The sequence below is a fragment of the Cryobacterium sp. AP27 genome, assembly GCF_056680495.1.
Window position 1 is genome coordinate 2,792,195 of record NZ_CM155285.1, and the last position, 13,695, is coordinate 2,805,889.

The 13,695-nt window shown below is 68.0% G+C and carries 13 protein-coding genes; 7 read left to right on the forward strand and 6 right to left on the reverse strand.

What is annotated here, in order from left to right:
• Positions 1 to 13: 13 nt before the first annotated feature.
• Together AC1MB9_RS13170 and AC1MB9_RS13175 are read right to left on the reverse strand one after the other, a co-directional pair.
• Entirely contained in the window at positions 14 to 2,248 is a 2,235-nt protein-coding gene (locus AC1MB9_RS13170; RefSeq protein WP_479962394.1) for a heavy metal translocating P-type ATPase, read from the reverse strand.
• Positions 2,245 to 2,472 (reverse strand): heavy-metal-associated domain-containing protein, encoded by a 228-nt coding sequence (locus AC1MB9_RS13175; protein ID WP_479962395.1) that lies wholly within the window; start codon positions 2,470 to 2,472, stop codon positions 2,245 to 2,247. Before AC1MB9_RS13175 ends, AC1MB9_RS13170 begins: the two co-directional genes overlap by 4 nt.
• Before the next feature lie 114 nt (positions 2,473 to 2,586).
• On the opposite strand from AC1MB9_RS13175, the gene AC1MB9_RS13180 reads away from it, so the two are divergent.
• Positions 2,587 to 2,910: a metal-sensitive transcriptional regulator gene (locus AC1MB9_RS13180; RefSeq protein WP_479962396.1), complete on the forward strand. Its 324-nt coding sequence runs from the start codon at positions 2,587 to 2,589 to the stop codon at positions 2,908 to 2,910.
• A 98-nt stretch (positions 2,911 to 3,008) separates the two neighbouring features.
• A complete protein-coding gene (locus AC1MB9_RS13185) occupies positions 3,009 to 3,698 on the forward strand; it encodes a response regulator (RefSeq protein WP_479962397.1) in 690 nt (229 codons plus the stop codon).
• A gap of 85 nt (positions 3,699 to 3,783) precedes the next feature.
• On the opposite strand, the gene AC1MB9_RS13190 is transcribed toward AC1MB9_RS13185, so the two are convergent.
• Positions 3,784 to 4,644: a universal stress protein gene (locus AC1MB9_RS13190; protein ID WP_479962398.1), complete on the reverse strand. Its 861-nt coding sequence runs from the start codon at positions 4,642 to 4,644 to the stop codon at positions 3,784 to 3,786.
• Between the two features lie 220 nt (positions 4,645 to 4,864).
• Here AC1MB9_RS13190 and AC1MB9_RS13195 point away from each other — a divergent pair, with 220 nt between their 5' ends.
• The 4 genes from AC1MB9_RS13195 (at position 4,865) to AC1MB9_RS13210 (ending at position 9,439) form a co-directional block, all read left to right on the forward strand.
• Entirely contained in the window at positions 4,865 to 5,920 is a 1,056-nt protein-coding gene (locus AC1MB9_RS13195; RefSeq protein ID WP_479964648.1) for a zinc-dependent alcohol dehydrogenase family protein, read from the forward strand.
• 51 nt (positions 5,921 to 5,971) lie between these two features.
• Positions 5,972 to 6,823, forward strand: coding sequence for a universal stress protein (locus AC1MB9_RS13200; protein ID WP_479962399.1), 852 nt, complete (start codon positions 5,972 to 5,974; stop codon positions 6,821 to 6,823).
• A gap of 59 nt (positions 6,824 to 6,882) precedes the next feature.
• Positions 6,883 to 7,800: a hypothetical protein gene (locus tag AC1MB9_RS13205; protein ID WP_479962400.1), complete on the forward strand. Its 918-nt coding sequence runs from the start codon at positions 6,883 to 6,885 to the stop codon at positions 7,798 to 7,800.
• 145 nt (positions 7,801 to 7,945) lie between these two features.
• On the forward strand, positions 7,946 to 9,439 hold the full coding sequence (locus AC1MB9_RS13210) for an aldehyde dehydrogenase family protein (protein ID WP_479962401.1): 1,494 nt from the start codon (positions 7,946 to 7,948) through the stop codon (positions 9,437 to 9,439).
• Positions 9,440 to 9,522: 83 nt separating this feature from the next.
• Here the strand turns inward: AC1MB9_RS13210 and AC1MB9_RS13215 are convergent, their stop codons facing one another.
• From AC1MB9_RS13215 to AC1MB9_RS13225, 3 genes are all read right to left on the reverse strand, one after another.
• A complete protein-coding gene (locus AC1MB9_RS13215) occupies positions 9,523 to 11,094 on the reverse strand; it encodes a transporter (protein WP_479962402.1) in 1,572 nt (523 codons plus the stop codon).
• The gene (locus AC1MB9_RS13220) at positions 11,076 to 11,936 is read right to left on the reverse strand and encodes an ABC transporter ATP-binding protein (protein WP_479962403.1); all 861 of its coding nucleotides are present in this window, start codon (positions 11,934 to 11,936) and stop codon (positions 11,076 to 11,078) included. Before AC1MB9_RS13220 ends, AC1MB9_RS13215 begins: the two co-directional genes overlap by 19 nt.
• A 122-nt stretch (positions 11,937 to 12,058) precedes the next feature.
• On the reverse strand, positions 12,059 to 12,802 hold the full coding sequence (locus AC1MB9_RS13225; RefSeq protein WP_479962404.1) for an NUDIX domain-containing protein: 744 nt from the start codon (positions 12,800 to 12,802) through the stop codon (positions 12,059 to 12,061).
• An 83-nt stretch (positions 12,803 to 12,885) separates the two neighbouring features.
• Here AC1MB9_RS13225 and AC1MB9_RS13230 point away from each other — a divergent pair, with 83 nt between their 5' ends.
• Positions 12,886 to 13,683 carry an MBL fold metallo-hydrolase gene (locus tag AC1MB9_RS13230; protein WP_479962405.1) on the forward strand — a complete coding sequence of 266 codons (798 nt, stop codon included), beginning with the start codon at positions 12,886 to 12,888 and terminating at the stop codon, positions 13,681 to 13,683.
• The last annotated feature ends 12 nt before the right edge of the window (positions 13,684 to 13,695 follow it).

The following is a 13,695-nucleotide window of genomic DNA, read 5'->3' on the forward strand; positions in this document are numbered from 1 at the left end:
TGGGCCCCGACCGCTAGCCGGCGAGCGCCCGAAACCGGCGCAGGCGCAGGCTGTTGGTCACCACGAAGACGGAGGAGAAGGCCATGGCCGCGCCGGCGATGAGCGGGTTGAGCAGGCCCAGCATCGCGAGTGGGATGGCGGCGACGTTGTAGGCGAAAGCCCAGAACAGGTTGGCCTTGATCGTCGCGAGCGTGCGGCGCGCCAGACGAATGGCATCCGCTGCCGCGAGCAGGTCGCTGCGCACCAGGGTGAGGTCGCTCGCTTCGATCGCCACGTCGGTGCCGGTGCCCATCGCAATGCCCAGGTCCGCGGTGGCCAACGCCACGGCGTCGTTCACTCCGTCGCCCACCATCGCCACCACGGCGCCCTCCGCCTGCAGCCGGCGGATGATCTCCGCCTTGCCGGCGGGCAGCACCCCGGCGGTCACCTCGTCGATTCCGACGACCTCGGCGACGGCACGGGCGACGACCTCGTTGTCGCCGGTGAGCAGAATTGGGCGCAGACCCAGCTCGCGGAAGCGGGCGATGGCGGCCGCGCTCGTGGGCTTGACCACATCGGAGACGCCGAGCACCCCGCGCGCCTTGCCGTCCCACGCCACGACGACGGCGGTCTCACCGCGCGCCTCGGCCACGCTGAGCACGGCGGACAGCTCCACCGGCAACGCGATGCTCCACGCCTCGGCCAGCCACTGCGGGCGGCCCACGACCACCAGATGACCGTCAACGACGGCGCTGACCCCGAGGCCCTGCACGGAGCCGAACGACTCCGCGACGCGCACCTCTCCCACCTGCGCACGGGCTCCGGCGACAATTGCCGCCGCGATCGGGTGCTCCGACCCGTTCTCCACCGACCCGGCGAACCCGAGCAGCTCCTCTTCGCTGCTGCAGCTTATGGCCATGACGGTGGCGAGCGTCATCGTGCCCGTGGTGACGGTGCCGGTCTTGTCGAGCACGATCGTGTCGACCCGGCGCGTTGACTCGAGCACCTGCGGCCCTTTGATCAGGATCCCGAGTTGCGCACCACGCCCGGTGCCGACCAGCAAAGCCGTGGGCGTGGCCAGCCCGAGCGCGCAGGGGCACGCGATGATGAGCGTCGCCACCGCCGCGGTGAACGCGAGCTCCGCGCCGCCGCCCACGAGCAACCACACGGCGAGGGTGCCGAGGGCCAGCAGAATAACGATCGGAACGAACACCGCCGACACGCGGTCGGCGAGCCGCTGTACGTCGGCTTTGCCGGTCTGCGCCTGCTCCACGAGTCGCCCGATGTGCGCAAGTTCCGTGTCGGCGCCCACGCGGGTGGCCTGCACCACGAGGCGTCCGCCGGAGTTGAGGGTTGCGCCCACGACGGCGTCGCCGGGGCCCACCTCGAGGGGAACGGATTCCCCCGTCAGCATGCTGGCATCCACGGCCGACGTTCCCGACACGACGTCGCCATCGGTGGCGATTTTCTCTCCGGGACGCACCACGAACTGGTCGCCGACCACGAGCGAGTCGGTCGCGACGCGGGTCTCCACACCATCACGCCACAGCGTGGTTTCTTTGACTCCGAGCTCGAGCAGGGCGAGCAGCGCCGCACCCGAGCGGCGTTTGGCGCGCGCCTCGGCATAGCGGCCGGCCAGGATGAAGACGGTGACCGCGGATGCCACCTCCAGGTAGATCTCGCCTGCCCCTCCCTGCGGCGATGCGGTGAAGCTGAAGGACATCGTCATCCCGACCATACCGGCGGTGCCGAAAAACAGGGCGAAGAGTGACCAGCCGAGCGCGGCGAACACGCCGACGCTCACGAGGGTGTCCATCGTCGCCGCCCCGTGCCGGGCGTTGGTCCAGGCGGCGCGGTGGAAGGGCCACGCGCCCCACACTGCGACGGGGGCCGCGAGGGTCAGGGCCAGCCACTGCCAATTGTCGAACTGCAGCACCGGGATCATGGAGAGCAGAACCACCGGCAGTGTCAGGGCCGCCGACACGAGCACGCGCCGGCGCAACGCCGCAACCTCGTCGGCCGGGGCGCGCGCATCGGCGCCGGTGTCCGCCGGGGGCGCCGGCAGCGTTGCCGTGTAGCCCGTCGCCTCGATGGTGGCGATGGCGTCCGCCACGGAGGTACCGGCCGGAATGAGCACGGTGGCCTTCTCGGTGGCGTAGTTGACCGTGGCCTCGACCCCGGGCATCCGGTTGAGTTTCTTTTCAATGCGGGCCGCGCACGACGTGCAGGTCATGCCGCTCACGAGAAGGTCGACGGGTGACGCGGTCATGCGGGCAGCGGGGCGAGCTGGTAGCCGGCTTCGTCAACGGCCGCCGCGACGGCGACCGGGTCGAGCGGGGCGTCGCTCGTGACGGTCACGACGGAGGTGCCGCCCGCGACGAGTTCGATGTGCACGTTGCGGGTGCCGTCGACGAGGCCAATCTCGTCTGTCACACTCGTTACACAGTGCTCACACGTCATGCCCGTGACCAGGTATGTGTTCTGGATGCTCATGATTCCCCTGTGACTGTTGTCGCTGTCCCCGATTGAGGCTAATCTTAAGCATACCCCTCGGGGGTAACCTTCTGCCAAGGCGACAGACGATCCAGCTCGACGAACGGAACCCACATGACCGAGCCGCTCACGGTCTCACCCGACGAACACCAGGGCCCGCACGGGTATATCTCCAACAAGGACGCCTACCTCAAGCGGCTGCGCCGCATCGAGGGGCAGGCGCGCGGATTGCAGGGAATGGTCACCGACGACAAGTACTGCATCGACATCCTGACTCAGGTCTCTGCGATGACGAGCGCGCTGCAATCCGTGGCCCTCGCCCTTCTCGACGACCACCTCAACCACTGCGTTCGAGATGCCGCGGCCGCCGGAGGCGAAGAGGCCGACGCCAAGATGCAGGAGGCGTCCGCGGCCATCGCGCGACTCGTTCGCTCCTGATCAACGGGTTACGGTCATTCGGCCCTACTGACACGGCCGCGCCCACGGGACACTGAGAGTCAACGCCCCTCCTCCCTGTGGCGCAGAGCGAAAGGATCATGATGGGCAACAGCCTCGATACCGGCACGGACACCGCCGCTCGACCGGCGCCCCGGCCGGCCGCCATCCGGGTCTTCATCCTCGACGACCATGAACTCGTGCGCCGGGGCCTGCGCGAGCTGCTGGAGGATGAGGGTTTCGACATCGTCGGCGACACCGGACTGGCCGAGGACGCCACCCGGCGCATTCCCGCGCTGCACCCCGACGTGTGCATTCTCGATGCCCGCCTGCCCGACGGCACCGGTATCGAGGTGTGCCGGGACGTACGGTCGATCGACCCCACGCTGCAGTGCGTCATCCTCACCAGTTACGACGACGAGCATGCCCTGCGCGGCGCGATTCTGGCCGGCGCGGCCGGCTATGTGCTCAAGGAGATCCGAAGCGATGACCTGCTCGAGACGGTTCGGCGCGCGGCCGCCGGGCAGAACCTTTTCGACCCGGCTACCCGCGCCAGAGTCATCCAGGGCATGGCCGACCCGCAGGACGCCCGGTTGGCGTCGCTGACTCCGCAGGAACGCAAGGTGCTCGATCTCATCGGTGAGGGCCTCACAAACCGCGACATCGCCAAGGCCATGTTCCTGGCCGAGAAAACCGTGAAGAACTACGTCTCGTCGATGCTCTCCAAGCTCGACTTTCAGCGCCGAACCCAGGCCGCCGTGTACGTCACTAAGCGAGACTTCGACCGCTAGCCGCTCACCGTCGCGTGAGCATTCCGGGCGCGACCGGGCAGCGGATGCGGCGGCCGGTGCCCCGCATCCGCTGCCCGGTGCCGGTTCAGCGGTGGTGCGTGGTGGTGCGGGTGATCACGGTGGGGCACGGCGTCTGGCCGAGCACTTCCTGGCTCACGGACCCCATCCACAGCCGGCTGATCGCACCCCGGCCGTGGCTGCCGACGACAAGAAGCTGCGCGTTCGCGGCGGCGGTGAGCAGCGCGTGGGCCGGAGCCTGATCGGTCACCAGCTTCTGATGCACGGTGAGGTCGGGATAGCGTGCGGCGAGACCGGCCACGCACTCGGCCAGCACGACACGTTCCTCCTCAAGCCGTTCGGTGATGCTGCTCTCGGGTATCTGCCGCAGTACCCGCTGGGTCGGCACGTGCGCCGCGTACACGGCGGTAAGCTCCTGGCCCGTGCGATCTGCTTCGGCGGCGGCGAAATCCACCGCGGTGGTCGAATCCTGCGAGCCGTCGACGCCCACGATCACGCCGGAACGGTCGCCGAACGGCAGCTGCGGGATGACGGCAACCGGGCACGAACTGAGGGCGGCAATCTGCAGGCTGGAACCGCCGAAGAAGTCGGAGTCAAAACCGGTCCTGCGGCCGGCCCCGACCACCACCAGGCTGGCGTCGTTCGAGAACTCGCTCAAGACGCGCGGGACGGTTCCCGTGCGCAGCGTCGCGGTCGAGGCGACCGTGGGCGCCAGTTCCGCCGCTCGGATGCCGATCTGCCGCACGAGCCTCTGCTCTTCCTCCATGATCGCGTTGTAGTAGCCGTACCCCTCGGCAAGCCACGCCGCCTGCACCGTGTGCACGATGCTCACCGCGCAGCCGAGCGCTTCCGCCCGGCGCAGCGCCCACTGCAGGGCGGCCTCGCCGGGCTCCAACTCATCGACTCCGACGACAATTTTCCGGTTCACGGGCCTACCTCGTCTTTCAGAGGGAGTGCCGTCGCTGACGGCCTCCCGGTTGGGGCAGCCGGGTCGCTGCTCCCGCTCACTATCCCGCATCCCCGGCGGTGCGCATAGGGGCAGAAGTCCCGGTCCGGGGGCAGGTGACTTTTGGCCCTAGCCTCGCCGTCGCTCTCCGCCCTACTGTGGGGTGCATTGCGGCACGCCAGTGCCCGAAGAGGAGACGATGATGAAGGCACTTGTGTATGGCGGCCCCGGTCTGAAGTCCTGGACCGACGTTCCGGACCCGCAGATAGAGAATCCCACCGATGTCATCGTTCGGGTCGACACGACCACGATCTGCGGCACCGACCTGCACATCCTCAAGGGTGACGTGCCGGCCGTCACGGTGGGCCGCATTCTCGGCCACGAGGGAGTGGGCACGATCTCCGAGGTCGGCGCCTCGGTGACGAGTCTGTCCGTGGGAGATCGCGTCATCATCTCCTGCATCAAGTCCTGCGGTCACTGCGTCAACTGCAGCGCCGGGCTCTTCTCTCACTGCCTCGGCGACGAGGGCGCCTCGGGTATCGGCTGGGTCTTCGGACACCTGATCGACGGCACCCAGGCCGAATTCGTGCGGGTCCCCTACGCCGAGAATTCGCTGCACAAGGTTCCCGCCGGCGTCACGGACGATCAGGCGGTCATGCTCTCCGACATCCTGCCGACCGGCTTCGAGATCGGCGTGCAGTACGGCCATGTCAAGCCCGGTGACGTCGTCGCCGTCATCGGTGCCGGCCCGGTGGGCCTCGCCGCCATCGCCACCGCGGGGCTCTACGGCGCCGCCACCATCATCGCCATCGACCTCGACGAGAACCGCCTCGAGCGCGCCGCTGACTTCGGCGCGACGGATACCGTGATCTCGGGTTCGGCCGATTGGAAAGAACAGGTACTCGCCCTCACGGACGGCGCCGGCGTCGACGTGGCCATCGAGGCCGTGGGAATTCCGCAGACCTTCACCATGGCCACAGAAATCGTACGCCCCGGTGGCAGCGTTGCGAACGTTGGTGTTCACGGCGCCCCCGTCGACCTGCACCTGGAGAGCCTGTGGATCCAGAACATCAACATCAGCATGGGACTCGTGAACGCAAACACGACCAAAATGCTGCTCAAGCTCGTGGCGTCGGGGAAGCTTCCCGCCGAGAAACTCGCCACGCACCACTTCACGTTTGACCAGTTCCTGGACGCGTACGACACCTTCGCGCGCGCGGCCGAAACGAAGGCCCTCAAGGTCGTGATTGCCCGCTAACGTAGTGACCAACGACGCGGCATTCGGGTTGATCGGGGAAAGGTAGTGAGCATGATTGAGAAGTCGATTGTGGCCTGGGACGGGCGACCACCGGCGAAAGCCGCCCTGGATTGGGCGCTTGCACGGTCCGCCGGACGCGAGCTCGTGATGGTTCGCGTCGTCGACCGCACGGGCGAATCCGCGGACTACTTCATGCCGGAATCCGTCGCGGCGACGGCCCCGGCCGCCTTGCAGAACGATGTCGACCGGGTGCAGGAGTCGCACCCCTCCGTCACCGTGCGCAGCGAGGTGCTGCCGGGCGATCCGATTGAGGAGCTGAAGCGGCTCTCCGCCGAGGGCACTCTCGTGGTCGTGGGCACCCATCGCCGTGATGGCCCGACCGTTCGGTATGAGTGGTCGGTCGGTGCGCGGCTCGCCGGCGCCGCCAACGGCCCGGTGGCGATCATCCCGGAGAGCGATGGTTCACGTGGTGAGGGAATCGTCGTCGGTGTCGACGGGTCGTCCGCGTCCAACGCCGCCGTGGAGTTCGCGGCGGCCGAGGCACAGCGCACGAACGAGGAACTGCACCTTGTGCACGCCTGGCAGGAGCCGGTCATCTGGCCCGAATCGTCGGTTCCCGACATTGAGTTCCTGCAGTCGCTCGAAGACATCCACCGCACCGTGCTCGAGGAAGCCGTGCTGTCGGTCGGCTCCACCTACCCGGACCTGCGGGTGCGATCGACTCTTATTCGAGGTTCCGCCCAGTGGGCGCTGCTCGAAGCGTCGAGGGAGGCCGCCCTGCTTGTGGTGGGCAACCACGGCGTGCACGGCCTCAAGCGTTTTCTGTTGGGATCGGTGAGTCATTCGCTTGTGCTCAACATCCAGGTCCCCACCGTGGTGGTGAACGCGACGTCAGAGCCCTGATCCGCCGCGGGAAGACCGGATCCCAGCCTGACCTCTGACCGGCGGGCTAGGGTTTCGGTATGAGTTTCTTCGCGGGGGAGCGCCGCCGAACGCCGGCGCTGGTCGGGATCATGGCCGTGCTGCTCACCGGGATCGTGGCGGGGGTGGCGCCGGAGGCACAGGCCGTGCCGACGCATCCGTTCACGGCCGTGAACGACGATGACGCCTCCGGCGAACCGGAACCGTTCGACCCGGGGCTCATTGTGAGCGACTACAACTTCTTCAACGCCGACGCGATGACCGAGACCGAGGTGCAGTCCTTTCTGGAGGAACGCCGGTGCGTGCGCACCGACGCGTCACCGTGCGCGTGGGAATACCGCGAAACCACCACGGACCAACCCGCCCAGCAGGCCGGTCACTGCGCCGGCTACGCGGGTTCCGCCCACGAACGGGCAAGCCGCATCATCACCAAGGTTGCTCAGGCCTGCACGATCTCACCACGGGTGCTCCTCGTTCTGCTGCAGAAGGAACAGTCCTTGCTGACCCGGCCCACGGAGAGCGGTTACCTGCGCGCCACCGGTTACGGCTGCCCCGACACCGCCGACTGCGACGCGGAATACTTCGGGTTCTTCAACCAGGTCTACAACGCGGCCTGGCAGTTTCGGCAGTACACCGAGCAGCCCGATCGGACCTACCAGCGTGGGGCCGTCGACGTCGGCTTCAACCCCGACGCCGCATGCGGGTCGTCCACGGTGCGAATACGCAACCAGGCAACCGCCAATCTGTACAACTACACCCCGTACCAGCCGAACGACACGGCCGTCGCCAACCAGGGCCATGTCGGGGACGATTGTTCCACCTACGGCAATCTCAACTTCTGGGCCTTCTACGAGAACTGGTTCGGCGATCCCACCGCGAATCGGTATCCCGCGTTCTTCGACGGCTGCCTCAACTACCCGGCCGGGCAGGACTGCGCCGCGCCGGCACTCGTGCCGTAGGGCCCGTCAAGGCTGCCGGTGTCTCCAGTAGGGGAAAAAGTGTCAGATTCAATACCTGATTCTGCCCTGTCGCGGGGCTTGTAATTTAGCTATGGCGATAGGTAGTCTGAAGTTCTGTTAACGCTGGCAGGACGAAGGGGTCCCCATGACACTTACCATGAATGAAACCGCCGCACCCGGGCTCCTCGACCCGGACGCCTGGTCGGGACGGATCTATATCGACGGGAAATGGGTTTCCGGTTCGGCCGGCGACATCCCCGTCATCGAACCGGCCACGGGTGCCGAGATCGGTCGCGTCGGAATCGCGAGTCCGGCGGATGTGACCAGAGCAGCAGCCGGCGCGGCCTCAGCGCAGAAGGCCTGGGCCGCCACGCCTCACCCGGTGCGCGCCGGCGTACTCCGCAAGGCCGCAGCACTCCTCGAGCAGCACGCCGAAGAGATCATGGATTGGAATGTGCGCGAGGTCGGAGCCGTACCGGCGTTGGCCGGGTTCGCCCTGCACGTGGGCGCACAGGAATGCTACGAGGCGGCCGCCTTGCCGTCGCATCCGTTGGGCCAGATCCTGTCGAGCGAGGAGTCGAGGATCTCCCTCGCCCAGCGCGTGCCGGTCGGGGTCGTCGGCGTGGTGTCGCCATTCAACGTTCCGATCATTCTTGGAATTCGCGCGGTGGCGCCGGCCCTCGCGTTGGGCAACGCGGTGGTGCTCAAGCCCGACCCACGCACCGCGGTGACCGGCGGCGTGATGATGGTGCGCATCTTCGAGGAGGCAGGGCTTCCGGCCGGCGTGCTGCAGCTCGTCACGGGCGGCGCCGATGTAGGAGAGGCCATGGTCACCGACCCCAATATTCGGGTAATTGCGTTCACCGGGTCGACCCGGGCCGGCCGGGCCGTGGGCGAGCTCGCGGGCAAGCACCTCAAACGCGCGCATCTCGAACTTGGAGGTAATTCTGCCTTCATCGTGCTCGCAGACGCCGATGTCGACAGGGCGGTAAACCTCGCCGCCTGGGGATCGTTCCTGCACCAGGGCCAAATTTGCATGACGGTCGGGCGGCACATCGTGCACGAGAGCATCTTCGACGAATACGTCGAGAAGCTCGCCGCGAAAGCGGACTCCCTTGCCGTCGGAAACCCCGCCACCGACCACGTGCACCTCGGCCCGATCATCGACGAGAAGCAGCGGGACGGGATTCACCGCCTGGTCACGGCGTCCGTCGATGCCGGCGCTCAGTTGAAAGCGGGCGGGACCTACGATGGGCTCTTCTACCGTCCGACCGTGCTGGCAAACTCGCCCCTGGACGCCCCCGCATTCTGCGAAGAGGTGTTCGGCCCCGTCGCATCCGTCGTCCCGTTCAGCACCGACGACGAGGCCGTTCAGATCGCCGCGGCGACCGACTACGGTCTGTCACTCGGTATCGTGACGGCTGACGCTCTCCGCGGCCTCGAGCTGGCCCAGCGGATCCCGTCCGGAATCGTGCACATCAACGACCAAACAGTCAACGACGAGGCGAACACGCCCTTCGGCGGCGTCGGATCGTCGGGCACCGGATCCAGGCAGGGCGGTGCCGAGGCAAACATCGACGCGTTCACCGAGACCCGCTGGATCACCCTCCGCCGCGTGCCGGGCGCCTACCCGTTCTAGGCGGCTGGTACGCCTGTTGGCGCACGTGCACCGTCTCGAGCAGTCTTGCGTCCATTGCTCGAGGCGGTATGCCCGTCGCGCCCTCAGCGCTGCCGGTGCAGGGTCTCCAGCAGTTCGGGGGAACGCTGATCGAGCCGCGCGCCACCCCACCGGATGCCCCACGCGAGAAGGATCGGACCGAGGACCAGTCCGGTCAGCAGCGCAAGCCAGCTGAAGAGCACGCTGCCGGAGAACGCCGCGATGATGAAGAGAGTGAGCTCGGGCACGACGAGCACCGTGAGGATACCCCACGTCGCGAAGGTCGATAAGAAGGTCGTGAATCCGGAGCCCGGCGGGGCCTTGAACGGGCTGTCCCCCGGGGCCGGCACCGGCACCACGACCATGGCCGAGCTGACACTGGAGATCCCGAGGCCGCTCAGCAGTGTGCCGATGGACAGGCCGACCAGCCCCGGCAGCAGAGTCCACGACGAGGAGAACCACACCGCTCCGACGGCGAAGATGAGCACGACCGGCAACGCGAACACCAGCACGGCGAGGGCGCGGCCGGTGCGATCGGCGCGTCCACTCACGCCGAGGGACATGTGCATCGCGTAGGCCGTGCTGTCGAATGACACATCACTGTAGATGGACAGGGCCAGCAGAAGTGCCAGCGCGGGGGCGACCAGGTTGATGAAGGTCGACGAGTCGCTCATTGAGCTGTAGAACCAGAACAACGCCGGCATCAGCGGTATGAGGATGAGCTGCTTCGAGTAACGCGGATCGCGCAGCCAGTAGGTGAGGGAGCGTGCCACCACGGCACCCGTCGGAGTTTCGGGAACGTAGGCGAAGAAGCCGAGACTCTTCTTGCCGGTGGTGCGAGTGCTCGCCCGGGCGGGGGTGACGAGCGCGACGGCGAGAGCTCTGCGCCACACGAGCGCCATCACGACGAGCGCCGCAATGCCGATCACGAACTTGAGCGCGGCGACACCGTAGTTGCCGAGCGCCAACTCGGCCGGTACCGCCCACACGGCGCCGAGCGGGGTCCACGACAACCCCTCGGCGACACCCGGCAGGGCGTCCTGGGCACTGCCGAGACCGGTCGTTATTCCCACCACAATCGGCCCGGCCAGTACCGCCGGGATCAGGATGGTGGTTCCGCCCACCTCACGGAAGCGGCGACCCGAGGTGACGGTGGCGCTCAGCGTGGTGACCATTCGAGAGCCCACCACGCAGGTGATCGCGGCGATCGCACCGCAGAGGAGGGCGACCATGGCGATGAGCGGATGCTGCCACCAGGTGCCGGCGGTGGCGAGCGCCGCCAGTGTCGTGACGATGCCCGGCACGCCGAGCACGCCCGCGAGGCCGAGCCCGATCAGCAGCTGAGTGGGCGGAATGGGAAAGTTCACGAGCCGGGCCGGTTCGAGAACCTGGTCGATTCCCGACAGCAGGACGGGCAGAACGAGCCAGCCGAGGATGAGCGCCGAGCCGGCGAGCACCACGACGGTGCGGGCCAGCTCCGCGGGAGCACCGCTCAGCGCGACCAGTCCCGCCGCGGCGAACGCGAGCGCGCCCAACCCGTAGAGGCCACCGAAGATCACGGCGATGAGCTGCCACGGGCTGCGGCGCAGCCCGTTTTTCAGCAGCAGGAGGCGCAGCCTTACGAGATGTTCAACCACGACGGCCCCTCGACATGGTTGCGGCCGCCGACAAGTTCCACGAAGCGGTCTTCGAGGGTCGAGCCGGCGCGTACCTCGTCGATGGTTCCGGCGGCGACCACACGGCCGGCGGCGATCACGGCAACCTGGTCGCACATCCGCTGCACGAGGTCCATCGCGTGGCTGGACACGATCACCGTTCCGCCCGAACGCACATAGCCCTGCAGGATGTCGCGAATGTTCGCGGCGGACACCGGGTCGACGGATTCGAACGGTTCGTCGAGCACGAGCAGTCGCGGGGCGTGCACGAGGGCGCAGGCGAGCGCGATCTTCTTCGTCATTCCGGCGGAGTAGTCCACCACCAGGGTTCCCGCCGCCGCCTCAAGGTCGAGCAGTTTCAGCAGGTCGGCGACTCGTTCTGCCACCGTCTCGCGCGTCATCCCCGAGAGCAGTCCGGCGTAGGTGACGAGTTGTTCGCCGGAGAGTCGATCGAACAGGCGCACCCCGTCGGCGAGAATACCCACGAGGCGCTTCGCCTCGAGCGGGCTCTTCCACACGTCGACGCCCTGAATCCAGATCTGGCCCACGTCGGGGCGCAGCAACCCGGTCGCCATGGACAGCGTCGTGGTCTTACCGGCACCGTTCGGACCGACCAGACCGTAGAACGACCCCACCGGCACGTCCAGGTTGATCCCGTTCACGGCCACCGTTTCGCCGAAGCGTTTGCCGAGCCCGCGGATGGAGAGCGCCGCCGTGGTGTGGCCGGGCGGGGTCGTGTCGCCGTGCGGCGTCGGTAGTGGGGCGGCGCCTGAGCCAGGTACTCCCCGCGCGGCGGACGATTCGTTTCCCGTGAACTCCGGCATGGGTTGGGCCTCTTCCTCATCGCATGCGAACGGGTCAGAGCTGCCCGCCGTCGACCGACATTCCGTGTGCCCTCTCAGGCTAGGGGCAACGGTTCATGCTGCGCATCGGCCGGCGGAATGTTTCAGTCCAACCCGCTCGTGCGGTACACCCACGGCACTTCGCCGATTTCGAGACGGTGCCGGCCGCCGTCCTGTTCCACGAGCGCCTCGTCGTCGTAGGCCACATCGCCCGCCCAGAACAGCACCGGACCGCGCTCACCGGCACGCATCCGCGTCTCGTACCGCGCCCGACCGCGCTCCCTGGCACGCGCCACGATCTCGGCAACCGAAACGGCGCCGCACAACCCGTGCAGGGTCACCCAGGTCGGCGCGATGAGGGTCAGCGAAGCGGAGGCGTGCAACGCCAATGCGGCCTCCGGCCGAAGCCAGGCGTAGTCGATCACCTCGTGCTCGGCGAGCACGATCGGGCCGGCGGGCGCGGTCGTCAGGTAAAACCAGGTCCGCAGCCGCTTCCCGGTGCCCGTCGGCGGAATCCACACGGCGGTGGCCACCAGAGAATCGGGTGCGACCGCCAGTCCGGTCTCCTCACGCACCTCGCGCGCTGCGGCGCGGCGGGCGGCGAGCTGTTCGACGGCTTCGGCCTGAGCGGCCGCGTCGCCCGCCTCGGCGGGCGTCGCGGTATCCGTCACCAAGCGGTCTTCGGCATCGACGCCGCCGCCCGGAAACACCCACGCGCCGGCGAACGAACCGCGGTGATGGGGCCGTTCCAGCAGGAGCACTTCCGGCCCCTCGGCGCCGTCGCGCAGCAAAACGACAGTGGCGGCCACACCGATCGGGGCCGGGGTGGTCTCTGAATCTCGCGTCATCGCGGTGTCCTCGCCTAGGTCGATAGAGCTTCCCCCACCCTAACGCCAGCCCCGGCAGCGGCTGCGGCAGTAAACTGCCAGCTATGCCCGTCGACGCCAGTAGCCCCCAGCGCACGAGCGCGCTCACCCGCAGCCTGCTGGCCCCGAACGCCGGGCCGATGACGCTCGACGGTACCAACAGCTATCTCATCGCCGCGTCCGATTCGAGCTCGACGGTCGTGGTCGACCCGGGCCCGGTCGACGAGGGCCACCTGGCCAGGCTCGCGGCGGCCGGCCGGGTCGAGCTCGTGCTGATCACGCATCAGCACGCCGATCACAGCGCCGCGAGCGTACGCTTCGCCGAGCTGACCGGGGCCCCCGTGCGGGCACTCGGCCCGGCATTCTGCGTGGGCGGCGATCCGCTGCACGACGGCGAGGAGATCCTCGTCGCCGGCACCCGCATCGTCGTCGTCGCCACACCGGGGCACACCGCCGACTCCGTCTGCTTTCATCTGCCGGGCGACGGCGAGAACGGTTCGATGCTCACCGGGGACACCATCCTCGGCCGCGGAACGACGATCCTCGGGCACCCGGACGGCACCCTGGCCGATTACCTGCACTCGCTTGAGGTTCTGCGCGGCTTCGGGGCGGCCACCGTCTTACCGGCCCACGGACCGGTTCTGCCCGACCTGGCAGCCGTGTGCGACCAATATGGCGAGCATCGTCGACAGCGCCTCGACCAGGTGCGCGCCGCCCTCACGCAGTTGGGCGACGACGCCACTGTGGCGCAGGTCACCGACGTGGTTTACGCCCAAACGGATGCCTCGGTGCGGTTCGCCGCCGAGGCATCCGTTCAGACGCAGCTCGCGTACCTGCGGGGGCGGGCCCGCGGAGGCCGCTGACCGCAATTCCTT

What these genes read in the sequence shown, in the direction of transcription:
- AC1MB9_RS13170 (WP_479962394.1), bottom strand. Translation starts at nt 2,248, where the DNA reads ATGACCGCGTCACCCGTCGACCTTCTCGTGAGCGGCATGACCTGCACG.
- AC1MB9_RS13175 (WP_479962395.1), bottom strand. Translation starts at nt 2,472, where the DNA reads ATGAGCATCCAGAACACATACCTGGTCACGGGCATGACGTGTGAGCAC.
- AC1MB9_RS13180 (WP_479962396.1), top strand. Translation starts at nt 2,587, where the DNA reads ATGACCGAGCCGCTCACGGTCTCACCCGACGAACACCAGGGCCCGCAC.
- AC1MB9_RS13185 (WP_479962397.1), top strand. Translation starts at nt 3,009, where the DNA reads ATGATGGGCAACAGCCTCGATACCGGCACGGACACCGCCGCTCGACCG.
- AC1MB9_RS13195 (WP_479964648.1), top strand. Translation starts at nt 4,865, where the DNA reads ATGAAGGCACTTGTGTATGGCGGCCCCGGTCTGAAGTCCTGGACCGAC.
- AC1MB9_RS13200 (WP_479962399.1), top strand. Translation starts at nt 5,972, where the DNA reads ATGATTGAGAAGTCGATTGTGGCCTGGGACGGGCGACCACCGGCGAAA.
- AC1MB9_RS13205 (WP_479962400.1), top strand. Translation starts at nt 6,883, where the DNA reads ATGAGTTTCTTCGCGGGGGAGCGCCGCCGAACGCCGGCGCTGGTCGGG.
- AC1MB9_RS13210 (WP_479962401.1), top strand. Translation starts at nt 7,946, where the DNA reads ATGACACTTACCATGAATGAAACCGCCGCACCCGGGCTCCTCGACCCG.
- AC1MB9_RS13220 (WP_479962403.1), bottom strand. Translation starts at nt 11,936, where the DNA reads ATGCCGGAGTTCACGGGAAACGAATCGTCCGCCGCGCGGGGAGTACCT.
- AC1MB9_RS13225 (WP_479962404.1), bottom strand. Translation starts at nt 12,802, where the DNA reads ATGACGCGAGATTCAGAGACCACCCCGGCCCCGATCGGTGTGGCCGCC.
- AC1MB9_RS13230 (WP_479962405.1), top strand. Translation starts at nt 12,886, where the DNA reads ATGCCCGTCGACGCCAGTAGCCCCCAGCGCACGAGCGCGCTCACCCGC.